The 12,038-nt window shown below is 69.5% G+C and carries 12 protein-coding genes; 7 read left to right on the top strand and 5 right to left on the bottom strand.

Annotated elements, in window-relative coordinates; translation table 11 throughout:
- Positions 1 to 69: 69 nt before the first annotated feature.
- The 4 genes from ACZ6IM_RS41595 to ACZ6IM_RS41580 form a co-directional block, all read right to left on the bottom strand.
- Positions 70 to 498, bottom strand: a complete 429-nt coding sequence (locus tag ACZ6IM_RS41595) for a RacP protein (protein WP_469564418.1) — start codon at positions 496 to 498, stop codon at positions 70 to 72.
- 3 nt (positions 499 to 501) lie between these two features.
- The gene (locus ACZ6IM_RS41590) at positions 502 to 1,512 is read right to left on the bottom strand and encodes a DUF6192 family protein (protein WP_469564416.1); all 1,011 of its coding nucleotides are present in this window, start codon (positions 1,510 to 1,512) and stop codon (positions 502 to 504) included.
- Between the two features lie 563 nt (positions 1,513 to 2,075).
- Positions 2,076 to 2,273 (bottom strand): hypothetical protein, encoded by a 198-nt coding sequence (locus tag ACZ6IM_RS41585; RefSeq protein WP_469564413.1) that lies wholly within the window; start codon positions 2,271 to 2,273, stop codon positions 2,076 to 2,078.
- Positions 2,270 to 2,491, bottom strand: a complete 222-nt coding sequence (locus tag ACZ6IM_RS41580) for a LexA family protein (RefSeq protein WP_469564410.1) — start codon at positions 2,489 to 2,491, stop codon at positions 2,270 to 2,272. Before ACZ6IM_RS41580 ends, ACZ6IM_RS41585 begins: the two co-directional genes overlap by 4 nt.
- A gap of 45 nt (positions 2,492 to 2,536) precedes the next feature.
- Here ACZ6IM_RS41580 and ACZ6IM_RS41575 point away from each other — a divergent pair, with 45 nt between their 5' ends.
- The 3 genes from ACZ6IM_RS41575 to mobF all read left to right on the top strand — a co-directional run bounded on the left by ACZ6IM_RS41575 (position 2,537) and on the right by mobF (position 6,149).
- Positions 2,537 to 2,875: a DUF6233 domain-containing protein gene (locus ACZ6IM_RS41575; protein ID WP_469564407.1), complete on the top strand. Its 339-nt coding sequence runs from the start codon at positions 2,537 to 2,539 to the stop codon at positions 2,873 to 2,875.
- Between the two features lie 82 nt (positions 2,876 to 2,957).
- On the top strand, positions 2,958 to 3,914 hold the full coding sequence (locus ACZ6IM_RS41570; protein WP_469564404.1) for an ATP-dependent DNA ligase: 957 nt from the start codon (positions 2,958 to 2,960) through the stop codon (positions 3,912 to 3,914).
- Positions 3,915 to 4,175: 261 nt separating this feature from the next.
- On the top strand, positions 4,176 to 6,149 hold the full coding sequence (gene mobF, locus ACZ6IM_RS41565) for a MobF family relaxase (RefSeq protein WP_469564401.1): 1,974 nt from the start codon (positions 4,176 to 4,178) through the stop codon (positions 6,147 to 6,149).
- A 406-nt stretch (positions 6,150 to 6,555) separates the two neighbouring features.
- Here mobF and ACZ6IM_RS41560 read toward each other — a convergent pair whose 3' ends face one another.
- Positions 6,556 to 6,999, bottom strand: coding sequence for a hypothetical protein (locus tag ACZ6IM_RS41560; protein ID WP_469564398.1), 444 nt, complete (start codon positions 6,997 to 6,999; stop codon positions 6,556 to 6,558).
- A gap of 690 nt (positions 7,000 to 7,689) precedes the next feature.
- Here ACZ6IM_RS41560 and ACZ6IM_RS41555 point away from each other — a divergent pair.
- From ACZ6IM_RS41555 to ACZ6IM_RS41540, 4 genes are all read left to right on the top strand, one after another.
- Positions 7,690 to 9,084, top strand: a complete 1,395-nt coding sequence (locus tag ACZ6IM_RS41555) for a replication-relaxation family protein (RefSeq protein ID WP_469564396.1) — start codon at positions 7,690 to 7,692, stop codon at positions 9,082 to 9,084.
- A 141-nt stretch (positions 9,085 to 9,225) separates the two neighbouring features.
- Positions 9,226 to 10,440, top strand: a complete 1,215-nt coding sequence (locus ACZ6IM_RS41550; protein ID WP_469564394.1) for an ABC-three component system protein — start codon at positions 9,226 to 9,228, stop codon at positions 10,438 to 10,440.
- Positions 10,440 to 10,925, top strand: coding sequence for a three component ABC system middle component (locus ACZ6IM_RS41545; protein ID WP_469564391.1), 486 nt, complete (start codon positions 10,440 to 10,442; stop codon positions 10,923 to 10,925). The genes ACZ6IM_RS41550 and ACZ6IM_RS41545 overlap by 1 nt, the downstream gene beginning before the upstream one ends.
- On the top strand, positions 10,922 to 11,959 hold the full coding sequence (locus ACZ6IM_RS41540; RefSeq protein ID WP_469564388.1) for a hypothetical protein: 1,038 nt from the start codon (positions 10,922 to 10,924) through the stop codon (positions 11,957 to 11,959). The genes ACZ6IM_RS41545 and ACZ6IM_RS41540 overlap by 4 nt, the downstream gene beginning before the upstream one ends.
- Positions 11,960 to 12,038 lie beyond the last annotated feature (79 nt).

Here is a 12,038-nt window from a genome sequence, read left to right as displayed (position 1 = left end):
CGCGGCACGGGTTTCCCCCCCCTTCCTGCACTGTGGGGGGGCGGGCCGCTCCGCGGCCGGCCCCGCCGGTCAGGCGTCGATGTAGTCGGCGATCACGTCGAGGGTGGACTCGACCGAGCTGAGCTGGGTGTTGAGGTGCTTGATCCATCGGCCCTTGGGCTGGAGGGCGGCGTGCGGGGCGACGACGCCGGTGATGAACCGGCGGATCTCGGTGAGTTTCTCCCGGATGACTGCGACCTCGTATGCCTGGAGCTCGGCCGGGTCCGAGCAGAACTTGTAGCCGTCCGCCCGGGTCCAGATCAGCGGGGGCCAGCCGCGTTCGGCGATGGTGTCCCGCAGGCAGGCCAGGCCGGAGCGGGTCTGGTGGGACGAGAGTTCGCTGGATCTGACCAGTTGGTTGAAGGTCAGACCGGCCGGGCGGGCCTCGAAGAGTACGAACCGGACGGTGTCGGCGTGTCGCTGGGCGGCGGGTGATCTGCGCTCGGAAGCGCGAGGCATCGCCTACTCGCCTTGCAGCAGGCGGGCCAGCTCGCCGTCGACGTCGACCTTGCCGGTGTCGACCGCGGTCTCGATCCAGTCCAGCGTCGCCCTCACCCGGGCGACGTTCTCGTGGACGATGGTGCGTTCGTCGTCGCCGAGCTGGCGGTCCCGCAGGGTGGGGACGACGCGGCCGGCCGCCGCGACGAAGGCGTGGCAGGCGGTGACCAGGTCCAAAAACTCCACCGACCGGTCGATGCTGCGCAGGGTCGGGGCGACGGGGCTGGTGTCCTCGAAGTGCTCTCGGGCCTGTCGGCCACGCTCGATCTGGGCGTGGTTGACCTGGTGGCGGGCGGTGTCGTCGCCCATCGCCGTGAAGGCGATGTCCGGCCTGCGCAGCAGGCTGGTGGCGGCCGTGGCCGCCACCGACTCGTCGCGGGTGAACTCCTCCACGACCCGGACTTTCTCCTGGTCGGGCAGTTTCGCCGCGACCGTCGGACGTTTGAGGAAGTCCGTGGTCACCGCCGCGGCGACGTCCTCGTCGCGGGCCAGGGTGTGGATCGCGGTGATCTTCTCCTGCGGGGTGACGGGTTTGACGACCTGGCGGCCCGTGCGGCGTTTGGCCTCGTCGGGAGTCCACCGGGCCTTGCCCTCGGGCGGGGTGAGGATGGTGGCCCAGCGCTTCTCGTCGTCGACGATGCCCGCCAGGATGCTGTGGACCGTGAACGACACCCCCGAAACCCGGCGGTCCTCCGGCCACCTGGACGCGGTCCACCTGGCCGTTTTCACCGTCGAGTACGACAGTCCGATGTCCTCGGCCAGCCGGAACAGCGAGTCCTTCACCGTGAACAGCTCATCAGCCGGCGCCGAGCCGCCGTGCTCACGCATCGGCTCGACTTCGAGTGCGTAGTCACCGATCCTGAACTGGATGCGGCTGGACGTCTCGACCAGTTTCCGCAGCTCAGCGACGATCTCCGCATAGCGGTTCCCGCTGACGCTGCCGACCTTGCCGGTCGTCTCGATCGCTTCGTGCATGGCATTCACCACCCAGCGCAGGCCGGTGCACGGCCAAGCGGCCGTGGCGAGACCCGGCTCGCTTCTCGACCGAGAGTCAGACCGTAAATACGACGATCACAACGAGCGACCGTAATTGACCGGGTTCTGACCGGAGCTGGGATCCAGATGCGTTCGCGATGCGGTCACTGTGACCGTTCGCCGAACGTTTCCTTCCGGGCCCTCCAGGCCCTCGTGACGCACCGGCGAGAGCAGTAGACCGCGTTCGAACGGCGGTCCACCCCGGCCACCCAAATCACCCCGCACTCAGGACACTCGACCCGGCCGGTACCACTCAACTCGGCGGCCACCCGCTTGCGCAACCGGCCCTCACGGCGCCACTGCCTGGCACGACATGCCGCCGAGCAGTACACAGCAGCGAGTCGTGCGTCCGGCCGCAGCCGTCCACCGCAGCCCCCACACACCCGTTCCCCGGCCTCCCCGGCGCCCTTGGACACCCAACCAGCCTAGGGTCCAAAGCTACTCAAAACCGGGGATCGAAAACAGGTACTGAACGGGGGAGAGGCGCTGGAGGCTGGAGGCGATCACTGGCTGTCTGGCCACTGCGCCAAGACGCTGTCCGTCTCCTCGTCGATGAGGGTGATCTGTGCGCCGGGCCGGTCGCCGTGCCGCCCTACCCAGGCGGAGAACTTCCCGCGTGCCACGGTCTCGCTCTCCCACCAGCCCTGCAGCATCGGCCGGCCGTCGGTAACCAGGGTCAGGCGGTAGCGGCCAGAGTTCATGCGAGCCGGATCCCGCGGGGCTGTCCGGGCTCTCGGATGATGGCGCCCTTAGTTTCCAGCTCGCGCAGCTGGTAGTGCACCGAGGAGGGGCGCAGGCCTACGGCAGCGGCGATCTCGGCGACAGTGGGGGCGTCACCCAGATCGGTGATGGCCAGGCGGATGCAGCGCAGGATCTGCTCCTGTCTGCCGGTGAGGTGCTCGACCTTGTGCTGGACCATACCCCCAGTAGAAACCTTGTTCGAATTATGGGGCAAGCTGAGGGAGTGACCGATCTGCCGCCTGACCTGCCTCGACTTCGTACCCTGGAGGCATACCTCGTGCTGCTCCTCCGCGAGGTCCGGGCAGCGATCGCTCTGGCGGAGCAGCGGGAGTCGGAGCGGCAGCGGGGCATCCAGGACCGGCCCCCTCCCCCCGACTGGTTGCTCGAGCAGGGCCTGAACCGGGACAGCCCGCCTGTCCAGGTCCACTGCGGCGATTGCTGGAACAAGGGCAAGCGCGCCCGCGGCATCAGCCTGGACGAAGCCCGGCGGGCTCTCACGGAGGGAGTCAAGGCGTGTGGTGTCTGCCGGCCGGACAGTGTGCTCGGCTTCCTGGAGGGCTAGCCCCTTTCGTCGCCATCCTGCGCGGGAGAGCCAGAGGAAGTGGTGGAAGGCATCACCGGTGACGTGGACGCTGCCGGAACCGATGCTCACCACGCCTGTGGCCGACCCCGGCCTGCCGCCCGGGTCGGCGGCGGAGCCCAAATGGGACGGCTACCGTGCCCAGCTCGCCTGCTGGTCTGGCGGGAGGGTGCTGCTGCGCTCGCGCCAGGGCATCGACATGACCGCCGCGTTCCCGGAGGTCCGTGACGCCACCCTCGCGCAGCTGCCCGACGACACCGGCCTGGACGGCGAGCTGGTGGTGTGGGAGTCCGGGCGTCTCGCGTTCGAGCGGCTCCAGCAGCGACTGGCTCGCCGCAGCGGTGCTGGCGCGCTGGCGGCCGCGCGTGCTTGGCCAGCGCACCTGGTCGTGTTCGACGTCCTGCGCCTGGACGGCAGAGACCTCGCCGCCTGGCCGTACGCCCGCCGCAGGGCTGCCCTGGAGCGCTTGTTCGTCGATGCGGGGCTGTCCACGCCGTTCACGCTGTGCCCGTCGACCACCGACCCGGCAACCGCCCGCGAGTGGCTCACCTGGACGAGTGCTGGCCTCGAGGGCCTGTGCTTCAAAAGACTGGCGGAGCCGTACCGGCCCGGGGCCCGACGGGGATGGAGCAAGTACAAGGTCCGTGCCACCACCGACGCCATCGTCGGCGCCTTCACCGGTCCTGCCAACGCGCCCCGCACACTGCTGCTCGGACGCCACGATCACACGGGCGTCCTGCGCTACACCGGCCGGACCACCCCCCTCACCCGCGAGGCAGCCGTCTCGCTCGCGGAGGTCCTGGCACCAGCGGCGGGCAGTCATCCGTGGACGGGCCGCAGTTTCACCGCCGGGTGGGGTGCGCGCGACGTCCTGGACGTCACTCTCGTCCAGCCCGCGGTGGTGGTGGAGGTGGCGGTGGATGTCGCCCGTGACGGGGCCGGCCGATGGCGCCACCCTGTACGCCTGCACCGTGTTCGCCTCGATCTCTCCCCGCGAGCCGTAGCGCCATTCGGCGACTGACAGGCAGGTCCCATGCGGGCCGCGCTGCCCTGCCGGCTGGGCAGCTGCTCGGATTAACGCACACTCCTATGACGCGACGCAGGGCGGGGGCCAGGGCCGTGGTGCGAGGGCTGCCGGAGAGCGATGACATTCGCGTCCGGCCCGGGTCCGCTTCCCGCCCGGCGGGCCCCGGTGAAGAAAGTTCGGCCGCTGCTCCCGCCTGGCGGGACGCCGGGCTGATCGGCCTTTTCTTGCAGGTCAGAGGCGTGTGGCGTGGTCTGCATGACAGTGGATATCAGGGTGATCCGGGCCGGTCAGATGTACCGCTACTACCTCCGTGAGACCGTTGTCGGCGACGGTCGCCGCCCGGCCCGCACGCCGCTGCGCGCCGCTCAGGAGCAGGCCGGGGTCCCGGTCGGGCGTTGGATGGGCCGGGGACTTGCCGTGCTCGGACTCGCGCCGGGTGAGGAAGTCACCGAGGCGCAGCTGCGGAACCTGTTCGGCGAGCGGGGCCGGCACCCGTACGCGGATCGGATCGAGGCCGACCGGCTCGCCCAGGGCGACTCCCCGAAGAAGGCGTATCGGGCCGGCGCTCTCGGACGCCGGGTGACGGTGACCGGTGTCGACTTCGTGTTCCGGCCGCAGCCGACGATCTACCTCCTGTGGGCGTTCGGGGATGAGGAGACCCGGCGGGTGATCGAGGCCGCGCACGAGCGGGCGATCGAGCGGGTGCTGGAGTGGATCGAGGACGAGGTCGCCGTGATTCGGTACGGCAAGGACGGCATCTACCGGGTCCGGCCGCCCGGCGGCCTGGTCGCCGCCCGCTTCCGCCACTACGAGGCTCGCTCCGGCCGACCGTTGCTCCATGACCATGTGCTGCTGTCGGTGAAGGGGCAGCGCCTGGACGGGAAGTGGGGCTCGATCCACACCACGGCCCTGCACGAGAACACGGTCGCGGCCTCCGCGCTCTACAACGAGCTGGTGGCCGCTGAGGTCTGCGAGGCGCTGGGGCTGGCGACCGAGCCGCGCATCGTCACTCCGGGGCGCCGGCCGGTGATGGAGATTGCTGGGGTGCCGCACGAGCTGATCCGCTGGACCTCCCGGCGCAGTGACCAGATTGCCGCCTGCCTGGCCGAGCTGGAGCACGAGTACGTCACCGCCGTCGACGACGACGGCGAGCCGCGGTTCCTGCCCGTGGTCTCCGAGCGGGCCCGCGCCAAGATGAACCAGATTGCTGCCCGCAAGACCCGCCCGCGCAAACAGACGGCCCGGCCGCTCGCGCAGCTGCGTGTCTGGTGGAAGGTGAGCGCGATCCTCACCTCCAAGGTCGCCGCCGACGTCATCAACTCCCTCCTCGAGCACGCCCGCGCCGCGGCCGCCGCGATCCGGGCCCGGGTCGCGGCCGTGGTCGACGTCGCCCTGGCGGCCGTCGACGTCACCGCGACGGTGTTCGTGATGAACGAGGGCGGCCGCTTCCACCGCCGGCACCTGCTCGCCGAAGTCCGCCGCCACCTCGCCCTGGTCCTGCGCGGCCGCCGCCGCGACCCGGGCCTGGATGAGGAGATCGTGGCCGCCGCCATATCCACCCACTGCCTGGACATCACCGAGCCGAAGACCGTACGCGGCCTGGAGGCCGGCTACCGCCTCTACACCGCCCGGTGGTCCCTGTCCGACCTCCCCGCCCGACGCCGCCCACTCACTCCCGCTCCCGACCCGGACCGGCAACCCCCAGCCGATCCCGGCGAGCTGGCCGAACCCCGGCCCCCGGGCCAGGACACGGGGGAGTGGGAGATACCCCGCATCCCGCTCCAGTACGAGCGCGCCGTCCTCGCCGGCGCGGTGGTGCGGGAGAAGCTGCGCACCACCACCACCGCCACCGCCGTGCGGGGCCGGGCGTACGACGTCGTCGCCCACCAGCAGGCAGCGATGCCCGAGCAGCTGCTCGCACCCGAGCCGGCCGACCCCGAGCACGACGACCAGGAGCAGGAGCCCGGCCGCCGCGAGGCGATGGACCTGAAGGCGCTGCGGGCTCTGCGGGAATCCCGCACGGACGTGGAAGGCCTCGATCTCACCGCCGAACGCCTACGCCACCTCCAGGACGCGTTCACCGAGGCGGCCGACCGGGCCCACACCACGATGAACCGCTACGTGCGCCGCGACGACGCCAAACCGCCGCAACCGGTGCGCCCGGACGACCAGCAGGCGCACCGGCCACAACAACCCGGACCGCACCGCGGCCGGGAGGCCGGCCACTGAGTGGACCCGATGGTGCGCACCCGGTGCGGTGGTGCGCACCGACCCACCGAGTGGAGTCCACCGTCGGGGAGTGGACGCCACCCGTGCTCAGCATCCACTCCACCGAGTGGAGCCCACCGAGTGGAAGTGGACGACATCGACGGGAGTGGGACCGCGCATCCACGCGGTGCGTTTCTCCTTGACCTCGGCTCAGGTCAAAGGAGAAACGCACCGTCTCCACTCGGGCCCACTCCACCGCACCGAGCCCACCCGGTGCGCACCACTTCCGCGCGCTGGCCGCACCGGTGCGCGCACCGCCCACCGAGTGGAGGCGCACCGGATGGACGGTGGTGCGCACCGGATGGACGTGGTGCGCGCACCACCGCACCGGTGCGCACCCACCCGGTGCAGTGGTGCGGTGGTGCGGTCAGCGGTGCGCACCGGGTACGGAGTGCACCGCGTGAGCCACCGCCAGGCGCGCGTCGCGCAGCGCCTCCAAGGTGTCGGCGGTGTCCTCGTGGTCGGGGTCCGGGATGACGCTCACCACGAACCGGATGATGCTGCGGGCGATGCCCGGCACCGCCGTGATGGGGGAGTCGCGCACCCAGTCGCGCAGCGCGGACAGCAGCACGCACCCGACCTCGTCCAGGACGAAGGAGTCCGCGCACAGGTCGGCCTCTCCGTCCACGGCCGTGACGGGCCAGACGATGTCCTCTGCGAGCCGCAGCAGGATGAACGCCAGCTCCGGGTCGGCTTCCGCCCGCCCGGCGACAGCGGCGCCGCCGCCCATCTGGAGCGCCAGGAGGTAGTCGAAGCCCCGCTCCACCTGGTCGGGCGTCAGGGGTGTGCGGGACGGGATCAGGTACGGCATGAAGCTCTCCTCACGATGGCCGCCGCGCGACTCGCGGCGTGCTCATCGCATGGTTGGCGTGCGGGCCTGTGGACAGAGACCAGAGATTTCTCCCTGCTCAAGAGAAAGGGGCGAATCGGGGCTGCAAGGGTCAAACCCGGCCCCCTTGTCCAACCTGGTCGGCCCGACCACGAACCCGACCACGACCCCTTGTCCACCTCTGCTACCGCCCCAACCACGACCGCGTCTTCCCTTGACCACGGCCGCTACCGACCCCGGTTAGACCGCGGACAAGGGGGTCGGTTGCACGCTGCTCCCTCGATCACCGCCCACCAGGGCGGCCCGAAGCGAAGGAGCCACTGCGATGACGACGCACCAACCCCCGGCAGGCGCCCGGCGCGCCCGCCCCGACCACGGGCCCGACCAGCAGCGGGCAAGCCGGTCCGGCCTCCTGTGGTGCGCACTTGGGACGCCACTGTGGAACCCACTTTGGTGCCCGGCACCGAGCCGGACGGAGAAAGACCAGGTCACCACGCATATACGGCCGCGCGCCGCGTTGTCACAACCCTCTTATCCACTCCTGAACTTTGAAGTGATGGCCGTAGAGGAGGAGATCATCGGGTTCGGGGGCCGGGTGCCCTTGGCGGCCGGGCGCGGCCGGCGCTCGGCAGGTGGCCGCGCGCGACAGACGACGGGGAAGGAGCGCAGCTGATGGCGGGGAAGCGTGAGGAGAACCCGGCGGGGTCGTCGAACAACCTGCGCGGTGACGTGCTGCGCGTGCTCGGGGTGCTGAAGGTCGCGACGGTCGAACAGATCCAGCAGATCGCGGCCCCGCACATGAGCTACCGGCACACCGACAAGGAGAAGCCCTCGGAGCGGAAGCAGGCCCGCACCGCCTCGCACCTCGGGGCGCTGTCCGATCTGCGCAAGCACGGCCTGGCGGAGAACGGCGGGAAGATCTCGGGCGGGGACACGCTGCGCAACCTCACCCCGATGGGATTGAAGGCTGCCGCTCGCGAGCTGGGGCGGCCGGTGGGGGAGATGGGCGACCCGGCCCGCGGCGCGGGCCGCACGGGCGCCTCCCACCCGATGACGGTCAACGAAGCCGTGCTCGCCCTGCTGCGCCCGAAGCCGAACCTGTCCGAGCTCGCCAGCGAGCCGGCCGACGTCTTCGCCGCCGCGCAGGCCGCCTTCGACGCGCCCGCCGGGTTGGGCACCATCGCTTCGTACGCGACCGAGGTGGCGCTGCCCGCGACGGGCACCTGGGCCAACCCCGGCAAGGGCGGCGCCCAGGCGGACATCGTCATCACCGCGCCCGAGGACGGGGTGCCGCTGCTGTTCGTGGAGATCGACAACTGCTTCGAGTCCGCGCAGGTCCTCGCCGCGAAGATCGACAAGTACATGCGGTTCTGCCAGCGGAAGGTGAAGGACGTCGACGGCAAGGAGCGGCCGATGTGGCGCACCCGCTGGTGGGTGCCCGACGGCCGCCGCGGCGACCAGCCGCACCCGCCGCTGCTGCTCGTCTTCAACCGGATCGGCCCGCGCAACCCCAACACAGTCATCGCACAGCTGGCCGAGCTGACTCAGCGGCACTGGCAGGGTCACGACTACGAGGGCGGCTTCCACATGTACGACGGCAAGCTGCCCATCGTGGCCACCGGCATGAAGCAGCTGAAGGAGCACGGCCCGGCTGGAGCGGTCTTCCGGCGCTTCGGCCGGCCGCACAACCAGACTCTCATCGAGGCGATCGGCAACCCACGCCGCGCAGCTTACGACGCCCGGAAGCAGGCCGAGTACGCAGCCCGCCAGCGCGAGCACCAGGAAGAGCTGCGCCGCATCGCCGCACAGCACCGGGCCGAACGTGAGGCCCGCCGTCCCGTGTGCGCCGGCTGCGGCACCCGGTTCACCGACGCACGGTGGAAGGCCATCGAGCCCTCCGGGTGGGAGGCCCCGCGCGAGACCCACCCGGACCTGTGCGACGACTGCAAGCAGCGCGCCATCACCGCCGAACGCCAAGCCGAGCAAACCGAGCAAGGACATCAACAACAGGACCAGGGCGTACCCGAGCAGAAGGACGGCGGCTGGCTGTCCCGCTTCCGTACCTGAAGTGACCGGGCTTGCGATGTCGAAAGCCCAGCTCGGGCGCTTGGCGGACGAGCCGATGTCACGATTCTGAGACCGCCTATGTGCCCAGGGTGACACGCATGCGAAGATCGCTCCCAGTTCGGCAGGAGGGGCGGAGGGGCTATGGCGGCCAAGGATGATCAGTTCGAAGCGTCTGCTTCAGCCCTCGGCTACCTCTACCAGTTCGCCAAGGCGTTGCAGCTCTGCATCGAGCAGTGGGTGGGCGGACTGGAGTGGAGCGTCGCCGTCGAGGCGGCCGATGACATCGAAAAGCATGCCGGGTCGCTGACAGAGCTGCTTCAGCTCAAGCAGCGAGCAGAAGGTACGCGGCTGACTGACTCGGCCCCTGATCTGTGGAAGACACTGCGGATCTGGTGTGAGGCGGCTACGGGTGGGCGGATCGACCTCGCTGAAACGAACCTGTTTTTGATGACGACGGCCGAGCTGCCGCCCGGCAGTGCCGGCTATCACCTGCAGCCCAAGGCGAACGGGCACCGTGACGAAGGCAAGGCGCTCACCTTGTTGCGGGCGGCTCGTGAGGCGTCTTCGAGCGACAAGCTGCAGAAGGCGTTCGCGGCCTTCGACGGCTTGGAAGCCGACGGGGCTGCGGGGCAGAGCACCCTGCTCGCCCGGATCGACGTCATTGGTGACGCTCCCCGGATCGACGAGGTCCGCGAGACCATGCTTGGTCACGCGGCCCTCGTCGTGGGACATGACCTCGCCAAGCCCTTCCTCACGCGCCTGGAGGGCTGGTTCTACGACCGGGTGATCGAGCAGATGCGCTCGCCGGGCGGTGCGCCCATCACGGGCGAGGAGTTCGACCAGGTCTTCAGCGATCTACGCCACCAGTTCGGCCCCAACAGCCTGCCCATCGACCCCGATATCGCCGACCTGAATCCTGAGCCTGCCGAGTCTGCCGACAAGATGTTCGTCAGGCAGCTGGACCTGATCGGCGTCGGCTCCGAACGAATACGTCTGGCCGTGCGGGACTATGTGCGCGCCTTCAGCCAGCGGTCACGCTGGTCGGAGGAGAAGCTCCTGCGGGTGGGAGAGCTCGGCAGATATGAGCGCAGGCTGGTGGAGGAGTGGCAGGCGCGTTTTGCGGACATGCGCGAAGACCTCGGTGACGAAGCAACCGAGGAGGAGATGAAGCGTGAGGCCAAGCTGATTTATCGCTGGGTGGACCGCGAGGCGCGTGCGCAGATCCGCACCGGCCTCGAAGAGGTGTTCATTCCCAAGGGGTCGTATCACATGCTTGCCGACGAGCTGCGGGTCGGCTGGCATCCGGACTTCACCGCCCGGCTGGTGGCCCTCCTCGAACCGGCCGGAGCACGTTGATGACGGCAGTTGACCTGAGCCGCGAGGAGCGGGCCCTGTACAACCCGGCGTTCACCGCGGTGCTGTCCGCCCGGGCCGTTCACGGCTACGACAAGGAATACGCCGCCCCGTGCCCTCTGCCGGTGGCCGTGACAGCCGCCGTCATGGCCCTGCAACCGACTATCCGGGCCGTCCTGCCGGCCACCACAGGAACCGGCCTGATGGGGTGGCTGGACGAGAACGACGCCGTGCGAGTTGCCATGACACGCAACGCGGCCTCGTTGGCTGCCGTAGTGCGGCCCGGTCTGCTGTTCGCGTTGCAGAGCCGCATCCTGCATTGCCACAGCGGCGGCTTGGACCCGGTCCCCCGCGCACTCGCCAAAACGATCAAAGGCGACACGGAACAGAGCGTCGCCATCCAAAAGGCTGCTTTCCAGCTCGGCCGCTGGCTCCCCAGCACCCGAAGCCTCAGTACCGTTCTGACCCTCCTTGGAGTCCAGCCGTGACCTTTCAGATCCGTGCGGTCACCATCTACGGCAAGCAGGCCAGCCAGGTGCGCACGGTGCCCTTCGAGCCCGGCACCCTCAACATCGTCACCGGCGACTCCCGACGAGGCAAAAGCGCCCTGCTGACCATCATCGACTACTGCCTGGGCAGCTCCGGCTATCCGGTCAAGGCCGGCAAGGTCCGCGATTACGTCAGCGCCTATGCCCTCACCCTGGTCAAGCCCGACCAGCAGCTCTTCATTGCCCGCCGCGGACCCGAAGGCAAATCCGCCGTCAGCACCGTCCTGTGCATCCTCCCGCAAGCCCCCGGCGCCCCGCCTCCGCCACTGCAGGAGCTCACGTTCGCGACCCCGCTGGACGCGGCGAAGGACATGCTCAGCGACTTCTGTGGCATTGACCGCACCGTCCGCGTACCGGCTGTCGGCCGAGCCCAAACAATCGCCCCATCCATCCGCCACGCCCTGTTCTTCTGCTTCCAGGCACAGAACGAGGTCGCCAACCCCGATCTGCTCTTCCATTCCCAGGGCGAGGAATGGCGACCCAACACCATCCGCGGAGTCATCCCTTACTTTCTGGGCGCCGTCGATCCCGAACAGGCGCTGCGTCGCAACCGCCTACGTCTCCTGCGCCGCGACCTCGCTGACCTCGAGACCGCGCTCGCCCCCTCCCAGAACCTTGACCCCGCCACCGGTCAAGCCCGCGCCTTGCTCACCGAGGCCGTCGAAGCACGCCTGCTGGCACCCCTGACCAATCCAGAGCCATCAGCCAACGAAGTACTGGATCTGCTGCGTCAAGTCCTGAGCCACACCGAGCCGTCGTCCGAGCACGACAGCGGTGAGGACCCCCTTAGCGCCCTCACCGCACGGCGCAATGAGCTCCGTGCCCTTCATGGCCAGACCCGAGTGAAGATCGCCGATCTCAAGCGCCAACTTTCCGAGAACACCGACTTCACCGCCCAAGCCACCGAACAACGCGCCCGCCTGGTCTCCCTCGGCCTGCTCCGCCGCGACCCCGAAACGGGCCTTGACCCTTGATGTTGGACACACGAGACACTGGATCCTGAGGATCTGAGAACGGACATCTCGTGGTCATGAAGAACTATCCGCCGCAGTT

This window comes from Streptomyces sp. NPDC042336 (assembly GCF_055581985.1).
The sequence above is the reverse complement of the archived record's forward strand: the minus strand, read 5'-3'. Positions and strand labels throughout refer to the sequence as shown.

What these genes read in the sequence shown, in the direction of transcription:
- ACZ6IM_RS41595 (WP_469564418.1), bottom strand. Translation starts at nt 498, where the DNA reads ATGCCTCGCGCTTCCGAGCGCAGATCACCCGCCGCCCAGCGACACGCC.
- ACZ6IM_RS41590 (WP_469564416.1), bottom strand. Translation starts at nt 1,512, where the DNA reads ATGCACGAAGCGATCGAGACGACCGGCAAGGTCGGCAGCGTCAGCGGG.
- ACZ6IM_RS41585 (WP_469564413.1), bottom strand. Translation starts at nt 2,273, where the DNA reads ATGAACTCTGGCCGCTACCGCCTGACCCTGGTTACCGACGGCCGGCCG.
- ACZ6IM_RS41580 (WP_469564410.1), bottom strand. Translation starts at nt 2,491, where the DNA reads ATGGTCCAGCACAAGGTCGAGCACCTCACCGGCAGACAGGAGCAGATC.
- ACZ6IM_RS41570 (WP_469564404.1), top strand. Translation starts at nt 2,958, where the DNA reads ATGCTCACCACGCCTGTGGCCGACCCCGGCCTGCCGCCCGGGTCGGCG.
- mobF (WP_469564401.1), top strand. Translation starts at nt 4,176, where the DNA reads ATGACAGTGGATATCAGGGTGATCCGGGCCGGTCAGATGTACCGCTAC.
- ACZ6IM_RS41560 (WP_469564398.1), bottom strand. Translation starts at nt 6,999, where the DNA reads ATGCCGTACCTGATCCCGTCCCGCACACCCCTGACGCCCGACCAGGTG.
- ACZ6IM_RS41555 (WP_469564396.1), top strand. Translation starts at nt 7,690, where the DNA reads ATGGCGGGGAAGCGTGAGGAGAACCCGGCGGGGTCGTCGAACAACCTG.
- ACZ6IM_RS41550 (WP_469564394.1), top strand. Translation starts at nt 9,226, where the DNA reads ATGGCGGCCAAGGATGATCAGTTCGAAGCGTCTGCTTCAGCCCTCGGC.
- ACZ6IM_RS41545 (WP_469564391.1), top strand. Translation starts at nt 10,440, where the DNA reads ATGACGGCAGTTGACCTGAGCCGCGAGGAGCGGGCCCTGTACAACCCG.